At 73.5% G+C, this 18,304-nt stretch carries 15 protein-coding genes; 11 read left to right on the top strand and 4 right to left on the bottom strand.

Translation table 11 applies throughout. The features are described 5' to 3' along the window. Positions 1-134: 134 nt before the first annotated feature. Positions 135-893, bottom strand: coding sequence for a spermidine synthase (locus NP064_RS09860; protein WP_227569834.1), 759 nt, complete (start codon positions 891-893; stop codon positions 135-137). A 234-nt stretch (positions 894-1,127) separates the two neighbouring features. Here NP064_RS09860 and NP064_RS09855 point away from each other — a divergent pair, with 234 nt between their 5' ends. The 3 genes from NP064_RS09855 to NP064_RS09845 are packed head-to-tail and all read left to right on the top strand — an operon-like array spanning position 1,128 to position 3,266. Beyond that, positions 1,128-1,577, top strand: coding sequence for an SAV_6107 family HEPN domain-containing protein (locus NP064_RS09855; RefSeq protein WP_227569835.1), 450 nt, complete (start codon positions 1,128-1,130; stop codon positions 1,575-1,577). Beyond that, positions 1,574-2,941 carry a DNA polymerase IV gene (locus tag NP064_RS09850; protein ID WP_227569836.1) on the top strand — a complete coding sequence of 456 codons (1,368 nt, stop codon included), beginning with the start codon at positions 1,574-1,576 and terminating at the stop codon, positions 2,939-2,941. Before NP064_RS09855 ends, NP064_RS09850 begins: the two co-directional genes overlap by 4 nt. Then, on the top strand, positions 2,850-3,266 hold the full coding sequence (locus tag NP064_RS09845) for an SCO2097 family morphological protein (protein ID WP_308015353.1): 417 nt from the start codon (positions 2,850-2,852) through the stop codon (positions 3,264-3,266). The genes NP064_RS09850 and NP064_RS09845 overlap by 92 nt, the downstream gene beginning before the upstream one ends. 219 nt (positions 3,267-3,485) lie before the next feature. Here the strand turns inward: NP064_RS09845 and NP064_RS09840 are convergent, their stop codons facing one another. From NP064_RS09840 to NP064_RS09830, 3 genes are read right to left on the bottom strand one after another with little or no spacing between them, the layout of a single operon-like run. After that, the gene (locus NP064_RS09840; protein WP_256813535.1) at positions 3,486-5,759 is read right to left on the bottom strand and encodes a transglutaminase TgpA family protein; all 2,274 of its coding nucleotides are present in this window, start codon (positions 5,757-5,759) and stop codon (positions 3,486-3,488) included. Further along, positions 5,756-6,949 (bottom strand): DUF58 domain-containing protein, encoded by a 1,194-nt coding sequence (locus NP064_RS09835; RefSeq protein ID WP_227569839.1) that lies wholly within the window; start codon positions 6,947-6,949, stop codon positions 5,756-5,758. Before NP064_RS09835 ends, NP064_RS09840 begins: the two co-directional genes overlap by 4 nt. 56 nt (positions 6,950-7,005) lie before the next feature. Next, positions 7,006-8,007 carry an AAA family ATPase gene (locus NP064_RS09830; protein WP_227569840.1) on the bottom strand — a complete coding sequence of 334 codons (1,002 nt, stop codon included), beginning with the start codon at positions 8,005-8,007 and terminating at the stop codon, positions 7,006-7,008. A gap of 426 nt (positions 8,008-8,433) precedes the next feature. Between NP064_RS09830 and mraZ the strand changes: the two genes are divergently transcribed. The 8 genes from mraZ (at position 8,434) to murD (ending at position 18,303) form a co-directional block, all read left to right on the top strand. Next, complete coding sequence (mraZ, locus tag NP064_RS09825; RefSeq protein ID WP_372456389.1) at positions 8,434-8,904, top strand: division/cell wall cluster transcriptional repressor MraZ; 471 nt, start codon at positions 8,434-8,436, stop codon at positions 8,902-8,904. A 181-nt stretch (positions 8,905-9,085) separates the two neighbouring features. Then, complete coding sequence (gene rsmH / locus NP064_RS09820) at positions 9,086-10,111, top strand: 16S rRNA (cytosine(1402)-N(4))-methyltransferase RsmH (protein ID WP_227569842.1); 1,026 nt, start codon at positions 9,086-9,088, stop codon at positions 10,109-10,111. Further along, positions 10,108-10,527, top strand: coding sequence for a cell division protein FtsL (gene ftsL / locus NP064_RS09815; protein WP_227569843.1), 420 nt, complete (start codon positions 10,108-10,110; stop codon positions 10,525-10,527). Before rsmH ends, ftsL begins: the two co-directional genes overlap by 4 nt. Positions 10,528-10,961: 434 nt before the next feature. Further along, a complete protein-coding gene (locus NP064_RS09810) occupies positions 10,962-12,629 on the top strand; it encodes a peptidoglycan D,D-transpeptidase FtsI family protein (protein ID WP_227585110.1) in 1,668 nt (555 codons plus the stop codon). Between the two features lie 103 nt (positions 12,630-12,732). Continuing rightward, positions 12,733-14,316, top strand: a complete 1,584-nt coding sequence (locus tag NP064_RS09805; protein ID WP_227570917.1) for a UDP-N-acetylmuramoyl-L-alanyl-D-glutamate--2,6-diaminopimelate ligase — start codon at positions 12,733-12,735, stop codon at positions 14,314-14,316. Next, a complete protein-coding gene (locus NP064_RS09800; protein WP_227570916.1) occupies positions 14,313-15,776 on the top strand; it encodes a UDP-N-acetylmuramoyl-tripeptide--D-alanyl-D-alanine ligase in 1,464 nt (487 codons plus the stop codon). The genes NP064_RS09805 and NP064_RS09800 overlap by 4 nt, the downstream gene beginning before the upstream one ends. Continuing rightward, entirely contained in the window at positions 15,773-16,855 is a 1,083-nt protein-coding gene (gene mraY, locus NP064_RS09795; protein WP_227570915.1) for a phospho-N-acetylmuramoyl-pentapeptide-transferase, read from the top strand. The genes NP064_RS09800 and mraY overlap by 4 nt, the downstream gene beginning before the upstream one ends. Continuing rightward, positions 16,840-18,303 (top strand): UDP-N-acetylmuramoyl-L-alanine--D-glutamate ligase, encoded by a 1,464-nt coding sequence (gene murD / locus NP064_RS09790; protein WP_227570914.1) that lies wholly within the window; start codon positions 16,840-16,842, stop codon positions 18,301-18,303. Before mraY ends, murD begins: the two co-directional genes overlap by 16 nt. Position 18,304 lies beyond the last annotated feature (1 nt).

The following is an 18,304-nucleotide window of genomic DNA, read 5'->3' as shown; positions in this document are numbered from 1 at the left end:
CTCACGGCCTGGAGTAGGCGTTCCACCGACGAGGTCGCGTCCCGACGGGGGCGCGACCTCGTCGCGTTGTGCGCGCCCCGCTGCCCGTGGAGGGGGAGCCCGCCGCCCGTCGCATAAGGGGCCGGGGGAGCACGTCAGGGGAGACGCGGCGGAGGGGCGTCGGCGTCCACGGACGTGGCGGACGCGACGGGCCGCGGGTCGAGGATCGGCCTGGCGGATCCCACGAACGCGCGCACGTCGTCCGCGTGCAGGATGCGGGCCGGGGCCGGCAGCGACCGGATCTCGCGGTCGACCTGGGCCGAGGCGAGCAGTGCGGCGTCGTCCGTGCCGGCGAGCACCACGTTGCCGTACCCGCGCCCCCGCAGGAGCCCAGGCTCGGCGATGGCGGCAAGGTGGCCGAACACTTGTTGGAGCGTGGCGGCCTCGGAGCGCGCCAGGGCGAGCGGCGGACGGTCGGCGCAGTTGGCGAGGTAGAGGCCCCCGGGGCGCAGCACCCGGGCGACCTCTCGCGCGAACTCGACCGTGGTGACGTGCTCGGGGGTGCGGTCCCCGGCGAAGACGTCCCGGACGACGACGTCAGCCGAGGAGTCGGCCATGGCCGAGAGCTGCTCGCGGGCATCGCCGGGCCGGATGCGCAGCGCGGGCGCGCGCGGCAGGTCGAACCAGGCGCGGACCAGCTCGGGCAGCGCAGTGTCGAGCTCCACGGCGATCTGGCGGGAGCCTGGCCTGCTGGCGTGCACGTGCCGGGCGAGCGCGCAGCCCGCGGCGCCCAGGTGCACCACGGCGAGCGGGCTGCCCGGGGGCGCGGCGTGGCCGATGAGCACCGCCATCTGCTGCATGTACTCGAACGACAGCCGCAGCGGGTCGTCGAGGTCCAGGTGCGAGCTGGGCACTCCGTTGACGAGAACGGTGATCCCCGAGGGGTCGTCTGCCGATCGCAGGAGCTCGACCGTGCCGGTGGGGATGGTGATGGGCCCGTCGGGCCAGTCCGGTCGTGTCGGTGGGCGGTGGGATTGTGGGGGACGTCGCCCCGATCTGTCGCGGGAAGCCACAGCACCACGGTACGGGTTGACGAGTGTCGAACAGGTGTTCGATACTGAGCCGAGCAGAGAGGGAGGTGGTCGGAGATGGACGCCATCCGATCCCGAGTCACGGTCGGCCTCCCAGGCCCGGCCGCTGAGTTGCTCCAGCGCGCCGATGGCGAGCTGCTGGCGGCGCAGTTCTCCCCCGAGCCGTGGGAGCAGCTGTCGCACGCCCACCTCGCCGCAGTCCGCGCGGGCGCCGCGCTGCTGGCGGCCCGGGGGCGCCCCGGCGGGCGTCGCGCGCCCCGGACGGTGTGGGACATGATCGACCTCGTCGCTCCCGAGGTGCAGCGGTGGAGCGCCTACTTCGCCGCTGGCGCGCCCCTGCGGTCCGCCGTCGAGGCCGGGCGGTTCGACGTCGTGAGCCCGGCCCGCGCGGAGCAGGCCGTGTGCGCTGCCGAGGACTTCCTCGACGCGGTCCGCGCTCTCGTCGAGGACGGGGCGGCGGACGATGACGGCGCGGGCGCGGGCGTGCTCGCCGCGCGCGCGTCATGAGCCGGGGGCCGCGCCCCACGGGGCGGCGCGACTGGGGTGACGACGAGGACGGCGTATCGATCCTGCACGTCGACATGGATGCCTTCTACGCCTCCGTCGAGCTCGCCCGCCGTCCCCATCTGCGAGGCAAGCCCGTCATCGTCGGCGGCGAGCAGCGTGGTGTGGTGCTCGCCGCCACGTACGAGGCTCGCGCCTACGGGGTCCACTCGGCGATGCCGATGGCGATGGCCCGCCGGATGTGCCCGCAGGCTGTCATCGTCCCGCCCGACCACGCCGCCTACTCCGCGGTCTCGGAGGGCGCGATGCGCGTGCTGCGCGACGTGACGACGCTGGTCGAGCAGGTGAGCGTCGATGAGGCGTTCCTCGATGTGGCGGGGGCGCGACGACGGCTCGGGCCGCCGAGCCACATCGCCGAGCAGATCCGTCGCGACGTGCGAGCGGAGTTCGGCATCACGTGCTCGGTCGGGATCGCCTCCACGAAGTTCGTCGCCAAGCTGGCATCGGGGCATGCCAAGCCCGATGGCGTGCTGCTGGTGCCGAGGGCGGCGACGGTCGAGTACCTGCGCACGCTTCCCGTCGGCGCCCTCTGGGGGGTGGGGGAGGCGACGGAGGCCGCGCTCGCACGCTGGGGCGTGCGCACGGTGGCCGAGCTCGCGGACAGCGACGTGCGGACCATTCAGCGCGCGGTCGGCAAGGTGGCGGGGGCGCACCTGTTCGACCTGGCCTGGGGACGTGATCCTCGGCCGGTGCAGCCCGGACGCGAGGAGAAGAGCATCGGCGCGGAGCACACCTTCGACGTCGACCTGCACGACCTCGGCCAGGTCGAGGCCAAGGTGCTCGATCTCGCCGACCGGTGCGCCGGGCGCCTCCGGTCGCACGGGCTGGTCGCGCGCACGGTGAGCCTCAAGGTGCGCACCTCTGACTTCCGCACCCTCACCCGGTCGCGCACCCTGGCGACTCCCACGGACGTCGGCCGGGAGGTGTACCTGGCGGCGCGGGCCCTGCTGGCGGGAGTGGACCTCGGAGGACTGCCGGTACGCCTGGTCGGGGTGCGCACCGAGGGTTTGAGCCCGGCGGTGACCGCGGTCCAGCAGCCGACGCTCGAGGAGGCTGTGGCGGAGAACACCACGGCTCGTCGTGATGCCGAACGGGCGATGGACTTGGTTCGAGGGCGTTTCGGACGGTCTGCCATCGCGGCCGGGTCAATTCCCCCTCCGCGGGCGCGAGACTCGACTACCGACTTCGTGCCCGGGGACCTATCCTTATCGAAAGATGTCTCTACGGGGGAGTACGGGGGTAGTAATGCCTCTGTCCGAGTACGAGCAGCGCGTACTGGAACAGATGGAGCGACAGCTCACATCTGACGACCCCAGACTCGCCAACACACTGGCCTCGCGGGGCCGGCGGTCTGTCGGCCGATACGTCCTCGCGAGCGCGGTCGCAGTCGCGGGACTCCTCATGCTGGTCGCGGGAGCCGCCACCCGGCAGGCCTGGATCGGCGTCCTCGGCTTCGTCATCATGTTCGGCGCGGTCGCCTTCGGGTTCACGCACGGCTCCTCCAAGGAGCCCGCGAACGGGAAGGCGACGCCGACGCAGGGGAAGCCTGCCGGCAGCCAGAAGCGCCAGGCCGGGTTCATGACGCGCCTCGAGCAGCGGTGGCAGCACCGGCGCGACCAGGGCGGGCGCTGACCCCTCCGCCCCCATCGTGGGCACGCGCGGGTCGTCCGTGTGCGGACCCACCGAGTTGAGGGGTGGGGCCATCGCTTCTCGCCTCGCCGCAGCCGCAGGACGGCGTCCACGCGCGATCGCACGGTGTGGCGACCACTAGTGCCTCATGCGGTCGTGGGCCGCGCTCGTCGCCTACCGGGGGCCTAGGCGTCCACCGCGCATGCCCGCGCGGGTGCCCGGTTACTGCTGCGCAGCCCCAGCATCGACCGGATCGGCGGGGTCGCCCGCCGGAGCCGTGACGCCCTCGAGCACCATGCGGGCCCAACCACGCACCTCGTCCGGCGACAGGGGCGATGGGTAGGGCGCGTAGCGGTCGCTCTCGACGGCGTCGGCGAGCCTGGTCAGAGCAGCATCCGCCTCGGGGCCCAATGGCTCCCCGCGGACCTCCGCCGCCCGCTCCCGCACCAGCGCCGCGACCTGGCGCGGTGTCTGGGCGTCCGACCACGTGATGCGCTCCCGGCGCAGGCGCCCGCGGAGCCACTCCCAGGCATCCTCCGCGCTGAGTTGGGCGACGCGGGCGGTGCGGCGCCGCACCAGCACCACGATGCCCAGCAGCAGCGCCAGGGCGATGCCGGCGAGCGGCGCCGTCAGGGCCCGGGGGATCTCCGCCTCGTCCACGTCGGGCTCGGGGACGGCCTGGCTGGGAGCGGCGGGCGCGCCGCTCGCCGTGGGGACCGGGCCAGCCGGCGCGACCGGCTCCGCGGGCGCCGGGACGGAAGGCGCGGGGGCCGCCACGAGCGGGTCGCTCCACCGTGGCGGGGAGCCCGTCTGCACGGCGGGCGTGGGCTCGAACCTCACCCATCCCACATCGGTGAAGTACAGCTCAGGCCAGGCGTGGGACTGCCGGCCGGTGACCACGTACTCCCCAGCGTTGCCGGGGGTCCCCGGCAAGAAGCCCACACCGACCCGTGCGGGGACGCCCAAGGTGCGGGCCATGATCGCCATGGAGGTGGCGTACTGCACGCAGTACCCGCGCTTGCTCTGCAGGAAGTCCCACACCGAGTCCGCGGAGGTCGCCGCGTCGACCCGGGTGTCGTAGACGAAGTTCCGGGGATCGCGGAACCACGACTGGAGCGCCATGGCCTGCTCGTAGGCGCCGGAGGCTCCGGCGGTGATCTCGCGGGCGAGGTTCGCGACGTCCTGCGCGTGGTCGGTCGGGGGCACCGCGAGGTAGGGCTCCACCTCGGCGGCGTCCCCGGGCGCGGAGGCGCGGAGGTCCGCCGCGGTCAGGTCGGGGATCTGGACCGTCATCGCGTACGTGGTGTCGCGGCGCGTGGTGCGCTCGCCGACAACCTCGTCCTGCTCGTCGTCGTAGAGCCACGGCCCGTCGATCTCCACGGTGCGGGCGAACGTGCTCACCGGTAGACGCGAGTCACGCAGGCCCTCCACGTCGACGTTCACCTCGGCGAGGAGCCCGGCGGACGCGTCGGGGACCTCGCCACGGAGGGCGGGGTCCGGGGTGAGGAGCTCGCCGCGCTCCCAGGGGTGCGGGTCATCCGACCCGGAGTGCTCCCACGTCCTGCCGTCGAAGTCGCGCAGCGTGAACGCGCGGAGCGGGCCGATGGACTGGGCGTCGGCTCGGGTGGCAGCGTCCGACAGGGACGAGCCGTCGGCCGTCCCCTCGACCGTGTAGCGCAGGACGACCTGCTCCGAGCGCGGGCCCAGGCTGTCGCGCATGTCCAAGGAGTCGTCGAGCCGCACAGGCCCAGCCGCGTGGGAGCCGGACTGCGGAAGCTGGAGCGTGGCCCAGCCTGGCGCGCTCGAGATCAGCGGTCCAGCGGCCAACGCCATGGCGACGAGGCCGCCGGCGGCCGCGACTGACCAGCCGGCCCGCTGGCCGGCCCCCAGGCTCACATCGGCCGGGGCGGCCGACAGGGCCAGGAGCAGCAGGTACGCGATCGCGGTGATCGCGATGGCGGGCGCCGAGGCGGGCGCTCCGAGGACGATCCCCGGAATCCACACGGTCAAGAGGACGAGAGCCGACCAGGCGGGGGCGCCGAGTCCTAGCGCCACGAGGTCGGCAGCGAGGAAGAGGACCGCGGCGCCGACCACGACGAGCAGCACGATCGGTCGGGAGGCCTGCATGGGGATGACGGAGGCGTTGATGAGGTCGAAGGCGATGCGGGTCATCGCCACCAGGCGTTCGACGAAGCCCGCGTCAGGCACCAGCTCGACGCGGCCCGCGGGGGCGCCGAAGTACATGAGCACCCCGGCGGCCGTGATGAGGGCGCCGACGAGGGTCGGCGCCCACCGCCGGCGGGTCACCGCACGCGCGCTCGCGGTGACGAGCGCGAGCAGCACGACCACCGCGAGGGCCGCCGCGAGCCACGGCCCAGGGGCGATCAGCGGCTGGACGGCGAGCAGGCAGCCCCCGACCGCCGTCGCGACCAGTGCCGAGCCCAGGGCGCCTCGGGCTCCGCGCAGCACGACACGCTGCTCGCGGGGCGCCTTCACGATCGTGCCCCCAGCATCCGGCTCCAGCTGTCCCGGAGGTCGTCACCGGGTTGCACGGCGCACACCCGCCAGCCCAGCTTCCGCAGCTGGCTGACCGTGCGCTCCGCCTCGTGGCGGTCGTTGACGGACCACTCCGGGTCGGTGCGCACCATGGCCCAGCCCTCGGCGCCGGTCGCGAGCTGCCCGAGGGCGCTGCGTGTGGGCGCGCTCAGCGGCCCGACGATGGCCATCACGATCTCATTGCCGTTGCTGCTGCCCAGGTGCAGGCGCACCGCGGTGAGCAACTGGTCCTCCGCGTCTGCGGCCGCGGGGGACTGCACGTCGATCATCCGGTCGAGCAGCTCGGCGCGGGCGGCGTGGCCGGGGCGCGCGTGCACGCCGTCGGCGGTGTCCGAACCCGGAGGCGACGGCGGCCCGAGCAGCCGGACCGGATGGCCGGCGTCGAGCATCGCCAGGGCCATGGAGGCGCCCAAGGAGATCGTCCAGTCGAGGGCGTCCACCTGGCCGGGCAGGTCGAGCAGCACCGTGACCGGCCGGGTGCCGGCGCGCTCGTCGGACCGCACGACGAGCTCGCCCCGCCTGGCGCTGCTCCGCCAGTGCACGCGCCGCAGGTCGTCGCCGAGCTGGTACTCCCGCAGCGAGGAGTCGTCCGTGGAAGGGCTCCGGGCGCCCAGCGAGACCCGGTCCGGCTCGGCGACGAGGAACCCGCGCGGCGTCGGCAAGTCCGTCACCGCCGGCCAGACGGCGATGACCGCCTGCCCGCCCAGCGCGGTGCTGGAGCGCACCACTCCGAAAGGGTCTTTCCACGTGACGATGAGCGGCCCCAGCTCCCACCTGCCGCGGCGGGCGGGGTGCACCGGGTAGGTCAGGCCGACGGACCTGTGGGTGCGCACCACCCGTGCGCGCAGCGGGCGCCCGCCGGACAGCTCGGCGGAGGCCTGCTCGCCGAGCCGGAGCCCGCCGAGCCGCACGCGGCCGGTCAGGTCGTCGGCGACGACCTCGACGCTGACGTGTGCCTCGGAGCCGGCGTGGACGGGGCTGGGGCTGACGCTGCGGTGCACCCGCAGCCGGTGCCGCCCGCGTCCGGGGTCTCGGAGCGCGGTGACGACGAAGGCCCCGACGACCAGGAGCAGCGCCACCGCGCTGATCTGCGCCAGGTCGACCGCGCCGAGAGCGATCCCCAATGCCACCCCGCAGGCCCCACCGACGGCGAGCCCGACCCCACGACCGGTCAGCCGCGGACGCATCAGCCGGTCGCCCGCCGTTCGCGGGGCGCCGCGCTCGAGGAGGGCAGTGGGATGCGGGCCACGATGTCCTGGACGATGTCGCTGGTGGACCGGCCGGAGAGCCGCGCCTCGGTGCTCGCGATCAAGCGGTGGGCCAGCACGGGCTCGGCGAGCCGCTGCACGTCGTCCGGCAGCACGTGGTCGCGCCCGGACATCGCCGCGAGCGCCTTGGCGGCGCGCAGCAGCTGGATGGAGGCTCGCGGGGAGGCCCCCAGGCGCAGGCCGGTGTCACCGCGGGTCGCGGTCACCAGGTCGACCACGTACCGCTTGACCCCGGGCGCCGCGTACAGCCGGCGGGCAGTGGCGACGTGCTGGGCGACCTGCGCGGCGTCGGTGACGGGTCGCAGTGCGCCGAGCGGGTCGGCCGTCTCTTGCAGGTCCAGCATGTCGAGCTCGGCGTCGAGGCTGGGATAGCCCACGGTCAGGCGCGCCATGAAGCGGTCGCGCTGCGCCTCGGGGAGGGGGTACGTCCCCTCCATCTCGACGGGGTTCTGGGTAGCGATCACCAGGAACGGGCGGGGCAGGGCGTAGGTCTTGCCGTCGACCGTCGCCTGCGTCTCCTGCATGCACTCGAGCAGCGCCGACTGCGTCTTGGGGGAGGCGCGGTTGATCTCGTCGCCGATGACGATGTGGGCGAAGAGCGGGCCCGGCCGGAACTCGAACTCGTGGGTCTGGCTGCGGTAGATGTTGACGCCGGTGAGGTCGCTGGGCAGCAGGTCGGGCGTGAACTGGATCCGCCCCACGCTGCACGCGATCGTGCGGGCGAGCGCCTTGGCGAGCGTGGTCTTGCCGACACCGGGCACGTCCTCGAGCAGCAGGTGGCCCTCGGCCAGCAGGACGGCGACCGTGATCCCGACGATCTCGGACCGGCCGGTGACCACCGTCTCGATCCCCGCGCGGATCTGGTCGGTCGTCTCGACCAGCTCCGTGAGCTCGGAGGTCGTCGGCACAGCCTGCAGCATGGGGACTCTCCTTCTGGTGGGGGCACGAGCCTATGTGCGGGCTGGCGCGTGGCGTGCTCCGTACAGGTGAATCTGACCCGCCTGGTGCGGCGGCCCCCACTTCCCCCCACGTTCCTCTCCGTCGTGGCATGCGACCACTCGGAGGACTGTCCGGATCCTCCGATTGCGGGTGGAGGAACCACCATAAACGGTCGCCCCGCTGACCGGGTCTGATCGGCGACACGCGTCTCGCGTGGCGGCTGGACGTTGTCGCCCTCCACTCCGCTCCACCGCTCTGACCTGCGGTTTTGCAATCCCTGTCGGGTGAATCGCCAATTTCACCGGTTGCGGGTGGAGGGAAGTGGAGTACCGTGGAGGCACTTGGTGAGGACTGGATGAGAGACGTGGAGCGCGAGCCGGCGGGGAGCAGAGGGGGCGGCGGTGAGCATCGAGTCGACCTTCAGCGGCTTCGGCTCCTCCGCGCCGTTCCTGGGCACCTACACGCCCCGGCTCGACGACAAGGGGCGGCTGATCCTTCCCGCCAAGTTCCGCGCCCAGCTGGCCCCGGGACTGGTCATGACCCGTGGCCAGGAGCGATGCCTCTTCCTGCTGCCGATGGACGAGTTCCGGCGCATGCACGACCAGATCCGCCAGGCGCCGGTGACCAGCAAGCAGGCGCGGGACTACCTGCGCGTCTTCCTCTCTGGAGCCAGCGACGAGCTGCCCGACAAGCAGGGCCGCATCTCGATCCCTCCGATGCTGCGCACCTACGCCGGCCTGGACCGGGAGGTCGCCGTGATCGGCGCCGGATCCCGGGTCGAGGTGTGGGACCTCGCCGCGTGGGAGTCGTACCTCGCTGAGCAGGAGGCCGGCTACGCCGAGACCGCCGAGGAGGTCTTCCCGAACGGCCCGTTCTGACCGCGGCCACACAGGCCCTGAGACCGCCCGATGAGATCTCCTCCCGTCTTCTCTGTCGCACTTCCCCGCGACAGAGGGCCGGTGGGGGATCTGGTCGGACGGCGGAGGGGCCGTCCGACCACATACAGGCCCACCGGGTACAGGTGGGACGCACAGCCCGACGAAGCGAGAGGAGACACCGATGCACCCTGACGTGGACGGCCGCGAGCCTGACGACGCGTCGACGCGCCACACCCCGGTGCTGCTCGAGCGCTGCCTCGAGCTGCTCGCGCCGGCGCTCGAGGCGCCGGGCGCCGTGATGGTCGACTCGACCCTCGGCATGGGGGGCCACACCGAGGCGGTGCTGGCCCGATTCCCGCACGTCCGGGTGATCGGCCTCGACCGGGACCCCCAGGCGCTGGCCCTCGCAGGGAGGCGGCTGGCCCCGTTCGGCGAGCGCTTCACCCCTGTGCACGCGATCTACGACGAGATCCTCGACGTCCTGGACTCCCTCGGCATCCCCGCCGTGCAGGGAGTCCTCATGGACCTCGGCGTCTCCTCGCTGCAGCTCGACGAGACGGAGCGTGGCTTCTCGTACTCCCAGGACGCCCCGCTGGACATGCGGATGGACGCGACCGTCGGGCAGACCGCGGCGGACGTCCTCAACACCTACGACGTCCGCGACCTCACCCGCATCCTGCGGGAGTACGGGGAGGAGCGGTTCGCCCAGCGCATCGCTCGACGCATCGTGGCCCAGCGGGAGACGGCGCCGCTGGCGCGCACCGGAGAGCTCGTGGACATCCTGCGGGCCAGCATCCCGGCGGCCACCCGCAAGACCGGCGGCAACCCCGCCAAGCGCACCTTCCAGGCCTTGCGGATCGAGGTGAACGGCGAGCTCGAGGTCCTCGAGCGGGCCCTTCCCGCGTCGATCGAGGCGCTGGCCGTCGGCGGGCGCATCGTCGTGGAGGCCTACCACTCCCTCGAGGACCGGCTGGTCAAGCGGGCGCTCGCGGTGGGGGCCACGTCGAGCGCGCCCCCCGGGCTCCCCGTGGAGCCCGAGACCCATCGGCCGTTCCTGCGCCTGGTCACCCGCGGCGCGGAGGAGGCCGACGAGCTCGAGCGGGAGCGCAACCCCCGCTCCCAATCGGTGCGGCTGCGCGCCGCGGAACGACTGCGCGACACCCCAGACCATCTGCGAGACCGAGGCGCACCGAGGAGATCGTCATGAGCGCACAGGCAGCGGCACGCGCCGTCCCGCGCCCGGCACGTCCCGCCGCGCCGGCCCCAGCGAGCCAGCCCACCCCCAGGCTGCTGCTGGTCCGGGCCCCGGCCCAGGCGCGCACGCGGGTCCCCTTCGTGCTCGCATGCATGGTCATCCTGGGCGCGGCGCTGGTCACGGCGCTGCTGCTCAACACGACGATGGCGCGTGGCGCGTTCGAGAAGCAGGCGCTCGACGTCGAGTTGTACCGGCTGGCGCAGGCAGAGCAGGACCTCGCCGCGCAGGCCGACCGGCTGCGATCGCCCGAGCACCTCGCCTCATCGGCGCAGGCGCTCGGCATGGTGAAGGCAGAGAGCACGGCGTGGCTGTTCCTCGCCGACGGCACGGTGCAGGGCGCCCCCGGGGGTGCGGGAGCAGGCGGATGACACCGCGGGTCCCGACGCCGCCCGACTCCCCGGCTCCCGGCCGGGGGGCGCGTCGACCCGCACAGGATCATCCCGGCGTCCCTCGGCAGGCCTCGCCGACCCCGCGTGGGGGCGCGGCGGCGCGTGGGCAGGGCGACGGGCCTCGGCGGACCCCTGGAGCGTCGCCGCGCGGCGCGGCGCCAGCCGTCGGCGCGCGGCGACCTGCGCCTGACGCGGCGCGGCGCGCGCAGTCGGCGCCGCGGGACGCGTCGCCCACCAAGGCCGGCGCGGCGCGCGGGCGCGGACAGGCCCCGGCGCGCACCCGCACGCCTGCTGTCGTGGGCGGCGGACGCCCCCCCGGCCCGCCCGGGCCCCGAGGCGGGCGCGGCCCGCAAGGCCCGCGGCCTGGCGACCCGCGCCGCCGCCAGGCGTTCCTCACGGTCGCAGTCCTGGTGGTGCTGACAGTGTTCGCAGGCCGGCTCGTGTACGTGCAGGGGATCAATGGCGAGGCCGTCGCCCAGGAGGCGTTGCAGCAGCGGCTCGGCCGCGACTCGACGTTGGCCGTCCGCGGCCAGATCACCGACGCCAAGGGCGATGTCCTGGCGCGCTCCGTCGAGCGGTACACCCTGGCCGTGAACCAGGTGGAGCTCGCCGAGTGGTCGGTGCGCGGCTCGGAGCCGCGGATCGGCGGGCCGTCGGGCGCCGCCGCCAAGCTCGCCCCGCTGCTCGAGATGAACGCCGCGGAGCTGGGCGCGCTGCTCACGGGCGAGAGCACCTGGAAGGTGGTCAAGAAGGGCCTGCTCCCCGAGCAGATGCGCGCCATCAAGAAGCTGTCGATCGGCGGCGTGCAGTTCGAGCGCGTGCTGAGCCGCGTCTACCCGAACGGGTCGGTCGCGGGGAACCTGCTGGGCTGGGTCAACGCGGAGGGTGTGGGCGCCCAGGGCCTCGAATCGATGCTCGACAACCAGCTCACCGGGTCGCCCGGGACGTTCGTCTGGGAGCGGGGCAAGGGCGGGCAGGCCATCCCCGGGGGATATGAGGAGTCGACGGACGCGGTCGAGGGGGACACCGTCCAGCTCACGATCCACAGCGACCTGCAGTGGAAGGCCGAGGAGGCCATCAACGCCCAGGTGGCGGCGACGGGCGCCGACGGCGGCGCCGTGATCGTGATGGACGTCGTGACCGGGGAGATCCTGGCGTTGGCCGACTCTGGATCGGTCGACCCGAACGCCCCCACCGGCGACCTGAACGGCTCGCGGGCGATCTCAGACGTGTTCGAGCCCGGATCGACGGCCAAGGTCATCACCATGGCCGCCGCCCTCGAGAACGGCGTGGTGGACCCGCTGACGCAGTTCGAGGTGCCGTACTTGTACACGACGGAGAACAACCAGACCTTCAAGGACTCCCACGAGCACGCGGGCCAGCGGCTGACGACGACCGGGGTGCTGGCGCAGTCCTCGAACACTGGCACGGTGATGATCGGCGAGAAGCTCCCGCTGGCGGTGCGCCACGACTACCTGTCCCGGTTCGGGTTCGGCGCCAAGACCGGGATCGAGCTGCCGCAGGAGTCCCGCGGCATCCTGCACCCGTGGGAGGAGTGGGACGGCCGCACCAAGCACGCGGTGCTATTCGGCCAGGGGGTCTCGGTCACGGCGCTGCAGGCGACCCAGGTGTTCGCGACCATCGCCAACGACGGCGTGCGGGTGCAGCCCCACCTGATCAAGGGCTGGACGTCGGCGGACGGGCAGTACACCGCCTCGACCCAGGCCGCGCCCACGCAAGTCGTCTCGAAGGTCACGGCCGACACCGTGCTCTCCATGCTCGAGAGTGTGGTCGACGACGGCACGGGCGGGGGAGCGGCGGTGCCCGGCTACCGGGTGGCCGGCAAGACCGGCACGGCGCAGTCGTTCAACCCCAAGGGGATCTCCGCCTCCTTCATCGGCGTGGCCCCCGCGGACGAGCCCCGCATCGCCGTGAGCGTGGTGCTGCACAACCCACGCACCTCCGAGTGGGGCGGCACGGTCGCGGCGCCGGTCTTCAGCGCGGTCACCCGTGACGCGCTGCTCGAGCTGGGGGTGCCGCCGAGCGGCGCCGTCGCGACGCTCTACCCGACGACGTGGTGATCCCGGTGGACGGCCCGGCGCAGCGTCGGCGCGTGCGCGCGGTCACGCGCTCGAGGCCCGGCCGGCGCGCGGGGCTCACGTCCGACCGGGGTAGATTCTCCCTATGACGTCCCCCCAGGGTCGGATGCGCCCGCAGCACCCAGCCAGACATCGGGTCGTCGACCTCGTCGCCGCGTTCGACCTGTCCGTCCGCGGCGTCGTCCCTGGCCATGACGCCCTCCTGAGCGGCGTCAGCGTGGCGAGCGGCGACGTCCAGCCCGGCGACCTCTTCGTGGCCCTGAGCGGCCTGAAGGTCCATGGCGCGACGTACGCGGCCCAGGCCCTCGAGGCCGGCGCCGTCGCGATCCTCACCGACGAGGCCGGCGCGGAGCTCCTCGCCGCCGCCCAGCCACCCGTGCCCGTCCTGGTCACCGCGGACCCTCGCGCGCTGGCGGGCCCGGTCGCGGCCTGGGCGCACGACCACCCGGCGCACGGGATCGTCACGGTCGGCGTCACGGGCACCAACGGCAAGACCACCACGAGCTACTTCGTCGACGCGGCGCTGCGCGCCCAGCACGCGAGCACCGGGGTCATGGGCACCGTGGAGCTGCGGATCGGGCCGGAGGCCATCGAGAGCCCTCGCACCACGGTCGAGGCGCCGGTGGTGCAGTCCATCCTGGCGCTCATGCACGAGCGCGGTGCGACCGCCTGCACCATGGAGGTCTCGTCGCACGCGCTGGCGCTGGGCCGGGTCGGCGGTCTCGAGTTCGACGTCGTCGGGTTCACCAACCTCCAGCGCGACCACCTCGACTTCCATGGCGACATGGAGGGGTACTTCCGGGACAAGTCGCGGCTGTTCGCGGTCGGCCAGGCCCGCCGCGGCGTGGTCGTGGTGGACGACGAGTGGGGCCAGCGGCTCGCCGCCGAGGCGCCGATCCCCGTCGAGTCCGTCTCGACCCTGGTCGAGGGCCCGTCGGCTCAGACCGCCGACTGGGCGGTGACCAGCGCCGACATCGGCCTCGACGGCATCGGCTCGAGCTTCACCCTCCGCGGTCCGGACGGGACCGAGCACGCCGCCGCGAGCCCGCTGCCGGGGCGGGTGAACGTGTCGAACGCCGCACTGGCCATCGTCCTCGCGCACCGCGCCGGGGTGGACCTGCCGACGGCCATCGCCGCGGTCGGCCACGCCTCGGCGATCCCCGGGCGCATGGAGCGGGTCGTCGAGCGCGGCGACGGCATGCCGCTCGGGCTGGTCGACTACGCGCACACGCCGGACGCGCTGGTGCTCGCCTTGGACGCCGTGCGCCCCATCACGCCCGGACGGCTGATCCTGGTCTTCGGGTCGGACGGCGACCGTGACCAGGGCAAGCGCCCCATGATGGGCGAGATCGGCGCGCGGCAGGCCGATGTGCTGATCGTCACCGACGAGAACCCGCGCTCCGAGGAGCCGGCGGCCATCCGCGCCGCGATCCTCTCCGGGGTGCGGACCGTGCGCCCTGACCTCGCCGACGTGCACGAGGCGACCAGCCGCAGCCAGGCCATCCACGACGCCTTCGAGATCGCGACGGAGCGGGACACCATCATCATCACGGGCAAGGGTCACGAGCCGACCCAGGAGATCGCCGGGGTCTTCCACCGGTACAACGACCGTGACGTGCTGCGGGCCGCAGCACAGGCGCGGCGCGAGCTCGAAGGGCAGGACGCGTGATCGCATTGACAGCGGCCGACATCGCGGCCGCGACCGGGGGAGCCCTGTGCCCTGAGTCGCTCGACCCCGCGACGGTGGTCACCGGCCCGGTCGTGGTCGACTCGCGCGAGGTCGAGGAGGGCTCGCTGTTCGTGGCGCTGCCCGGCGAGCACGTCGACGGCCACGACTTCGCCGCCGGCGCCGTCCAGGCGGGAGCCGGGCTGGTGCTCGCCGCCCGCCCGCTCGACGGGGCCGACGGCGCGCCGCTGCCGTGCGTCGTCGTGCCGGACGTGGAGCGCGCGCTGGGCGATCTCGCCCGCGAGGTGCTGGCCCGACTGCGAGAGGCCTCGCTCGAGCCCGGCGGCGCCGGGCTCCGCGTGATCGGCGTGACCGGCTCGGTCGGGAAGACGACGACGAAGGACCTGCTCGCGCAGGTCCTCGGGGCGGCCGGCCCCACGATCGCGCCGGAGCGGTCCTTCAACAACGAGATCGGCCTGCCGCTCACGGTGCTGCGCGCCGACGAGTCGACCCGGTACCTGGTGCTCGAGATGGGCGCCAGCGGCATCGGCCACCTCACCTACCTGACCGGCATCGCGCCGCCCGACGTGGCCGTGGTGCTGGTCGTCGGCAGCGCGCACATCGGCGAGTTCGGGGGCATCGAGGCGGTGGCGAGGGCCAAGGCCGAGATCGTCCAGGGCCTCGTCCCGGATGGCGTCGCGGTGCTCAACGCGGACGACCCGCGCGTGCGGGCCATGGCGGACGTGGCCCCCGGCCAGGTCGTGTCCTTCGGCACGTCGGCCGGCGCCGACGTCCGGGCGCGCGGCGTGCGGATCGACCGTGCGGGCCGGGCAGGCTTCACCCTCGAGGCCCCCGGGCCGGACGGCGTCGTGCGCCAGGCCCCGGTCGAGCTCCGGCTCGTCGGGGAGCACCACGCGCACAACGCGGTCGCCGCGGCGGCCGCCGCGCTGGAAGTGGGGCTCGGCCTCGACGAGGTCGCCGCGTCGCTCAGCGAGGCCGAGGCGCTCAGCCCGCACCGCATGCACGTGGTCGACCGCCCCGACGGCGTGACCGTCATCGACGACTCCTACAACGCCAACCCCGACTCGATGCAGGCCGCCCTCAAGGCGCTGGCCGTGGTCGCAGGCCGCGACCGGCGGTCGATCGCCGTGCTCGGCGAGATGCTCGAGCTCGGCGAGGACGCGCGCGAGGCCCACGACGCCATCGGGCGGCTGGCCGTGCGGCTCAACATCGCGCTCACCGTCGTCGTGGGGGAGGGCGCCCACCCGATCCGCGACGGCGCCAACCGCGAGGGGTCGTGGGGCGATGAGATCGCCGTGGCCGACGACATCGAATCCGCCGAGCGGTTCCTCGACGAGGAGCTCCGCCCAGGCGACGTCGTGCTGGTGAAGTCCTCCTACGGCGCCGGGCTCTGGCGCCTGGGTGACCGGCTCATCGCGGGCGGGCAGGTGGCCGCGTCATGAGGGCCGTCCTGATCTCCGGCGGCCTGTCGATGCTGATCGCGCTGCTCGGCACGCCGCTGTTCATCCGCTTCCTCGTCAAGAAGCAGTACGGCCAGTTCATCCGGCAAGACGGGCCCACCGCGCACTTCACCAAGCGCGGGACCCCCACCATGGGCGGTGTCGTCATCATCGGCGCCACGCTGCTCGGCTGGGGCGGCGGCCTGCTCGCGACCGGGCAGCTGCCCACCGTGTCGGCGGTGCTCGTGCTGTACCTCATGACCGGCCTCGGCATCGTGGGCTTCCTGGACGATTTCATCAAGATCTCCCGGCAGCGCAGCCTCGGCCTCAAGGCGCGGTGGAAGTTCCTTGGCCAGGGCGTGGTGGGCGTGACCTTCGCCCTCGCGGCCCTGCAGTTCCCCAACGAGGCCTTCCGCACCCCGGCGTCCACCAAGATCTCGTTCATCCGCGACACCAACCTCGACCTGGCCTTCGCCGGGGTCACCCTCGGCATGGTGCTGTTCGTCATCTGGGCGAACTTCCTCATCACGGCCTGGTCCAACGCCGTCAACCTCACGGACGGGCTCGACGGGCTCGCGACGGGCGTCTCGCTCATCGTGTTCGGCTCGTATGTTCTGGTCGGCGTCTGGCAGTTCAACCAGAGCTGCCAGCTGTTGAGCTCGGCAGGCCCGCGGTGCTACGAGGTCCGGGACCCGATGAGCCTCGCGGTGGTCGCCGCGTCCATCACCGGCGCCTGCTTCGGCTTCCTGTGGTGGAACGCGAGCCCTGCCCAGATCTTCATGGGCGACACCGGGTCGCTGGCCCTGGGCGGCGCCCTCGCCGGGCTGTCGATCCTGTCCCGCACAGAGATCCTCGCCGCGATCATCGGCGGCTTGTTCGTGCTGATCGTGCTCTCTGACGTGATCCAGATCGGCTTCTTCAAGATGACCGGCAAACGGGTGTTCAAGATGGCCCCGTTGCATCATCACTTCGAGCTGTCCGGCTGGGGCGAGGTCACGATCGTGATCCGGTTCTGGATCGTCGCGGGCTTGTTCGTGGCGCTCGGCATCGGTGTCTTCTATGCGGAGTGGGTGACGGGCTAGTGCCGTTCGGCGACCTCCAGGAGGTGGACGGGGCCCGGGTGCTGGTCGCCGGGCTGGGCGTCTCCGGGCAGGCGGCGCGCGAGGCGCTGCTCGCGCGCGGCGCGGTCGTGACCACGGCTGACGAGCACGCCGAGCAGGCCGACGTGCGCGACGTCGAGGGGTTCGTCGCGGACGGCGGGCTCGACGGCGTGGACGTTGTGGTCGCATCGCCCGGCTGGCCCCCGTCGAACCCGCTGCTCGCGGCGGCGGTCGATCGCGGCATCCCCGTGTGGAGCGAGGTCGAGCTCGCCTGGCGGCTCCGGGTGGACCGCCCGGACGGGCGCGGGCCCGCGCCCTGGCTGGCGGTCACCGGCACCAACGGCAAGACCACGACGGTCGGCATGCTGGCGTCGATGCTGCGGGCCGGCGGCGAGCACGCCGTCGCGGCCGGGAACGTCGGCACTCCACTGGCGCAGGTCGTGACCGATCCCTCCCTCGACGTGATCGCCGTCGAGCTCTCGAGCTTCCAGCTGCACTTCACGCACTCGATGTCGGCGCAGGCAGCGGCGGTGCTCAACGTGGCGCCCGACCACCTCGACTGGCACGGGTCCTTCGAGGCGTACGCCGCGGACAAGGGGCGGGTGTACGAGCGCGCGCAGGTCGCGTGCGTCTACAACCTGTCCGACCCGCTCACCGAGCAGCTGGTGCGGGACGCCGACGTGGAGGAGGGCGCACGGGCGATCGGCGTGACGCTCGGCACCCCGGGCGTCGGCCAGCTCGGCGTCGTGGAGGACGTGCTCGTGGACCGGGGATTCACCCCGCAGCGGCACACCCACGCGGCCGAGCTCGGGACGCTCGCCGACCTGGCACACCTGGCCGGCCCCGACGGGGTCCCGCCGCACGTTGTCCAGGACGCACTGACAGCCGCCGCCTTGGCGCTCGCCCACGGCTGTGCCCCGGCCGCGGTGCGCGACGGGTTGCGCGGGTTCGCCGCGGGCGAGCACCGCTCGGCGATCGTCGCGGAGGTCGACGGCGTGCGCTGGGTCGACGACTCGAAGGCCACCAACGCGCACGCCGCCGCGGCCTCGCTGGCAGCGTTCGAGCCGGGCAGCGTTGTGTGGATCGCCGGCGGCCTGGCCAAGGGCGCGACGTTCGACGAGCTGGTGCTGGCCCGCAAGGACCGGCTCGCCGGGGTCGTGCTCATCGGCGTGGACCCGGAGCCGCTCGCGGGGGCGCTCGCCCGACACGCGCCGGAGGTTCCCGTGGCACGGGTGGATCCCGGTGACACTGGGACGGTGATGAACCGAGCCGTCGACGAGGCGCGCAGGCTCGCCGCCATGGTGCGGCCGGGCCCGGCCAGCGTGGTGCTCGCGCCCGCCAGCGCCTCGATGGACCAGTTCCGCTCCTACGCCGAGCGGGGGGAGTCGTTCGCCGCGGCGGTGCGCGCCCTGAGCCGCGACGCGGACTGAG

This window comes from Cellulomonas chengniuliangii (genome assembly GCF_024508335.1).
Lineage (GTDB): Bacteria > Actinomycetota > Actinomycetes > Actinomycetales > Cellulomonadaceae > Cellulomonas_A > Cellulomonas_A chengniuliangii.
The sequence above is the reverse complement of the archived record's forward strand: the minus strand, read 5'-3'. Positions and strand labels throughout refer to the sequence as shown.

Bases quoted from the DNA above. Each gene is read 5' to 3' on its own strand.
- rsmH (WP_227569842.1), top strand. From the start codon at position 9,086: ATGCACCCTGACGTGGACGGCCGCGAGCCTGACGACGCGTCGACGCGC.
- NP064_RS09845 (WP_308015353.1), top strand. From the start codon at position 2,850: ATGTCTCTACGGGGGAGTACGGGGGTAGTAATGCCTCTGTCCGAGTAC.
- ftsL (WP_227569843.1), top strand. From the start codon at position 10,108: ATGAGCGCACAGGCAGCGGCACGCGCCGTCCCGCGCCCGGCACGTCCC.
- NP064_RS09855 (WP_227569835.1), top strand. From the start codon at position 1,128: ATGGACGCCATCCGATCCCGAGTCACGGTCGGCCTCCCAGGCCCGGCC.
- NP064_RS09850 (WP_227569836.1), top strand. From the start codon at position 1,574: ATGAGCCGGGGGCCGCGCCCCACGGGGCGGCGCGACTGGGGTGACGAC.
- NP064_RS09805 (WP_227570917.1), top strand. From the start codon at position 12,733: ATGACGTCCCCCCAGGGTCGGATGCGCCCGCAGCACCCAGCCAGACAT.
- mraY (WP_227570915.1), top strand. From the start codon at position 15,773: ATGAGGGCCGTCCTGATCTCCGGCGGCCTGTCGATGCTGATCGCGCTG.
- NP064_RS09830 (WP_227569840.1), bottom strand. From the start codon at position 8,007: ATGCTGCAGGCTGTGCCGACGACCTCCGAGCTCACGGAGCTGGTCGAG.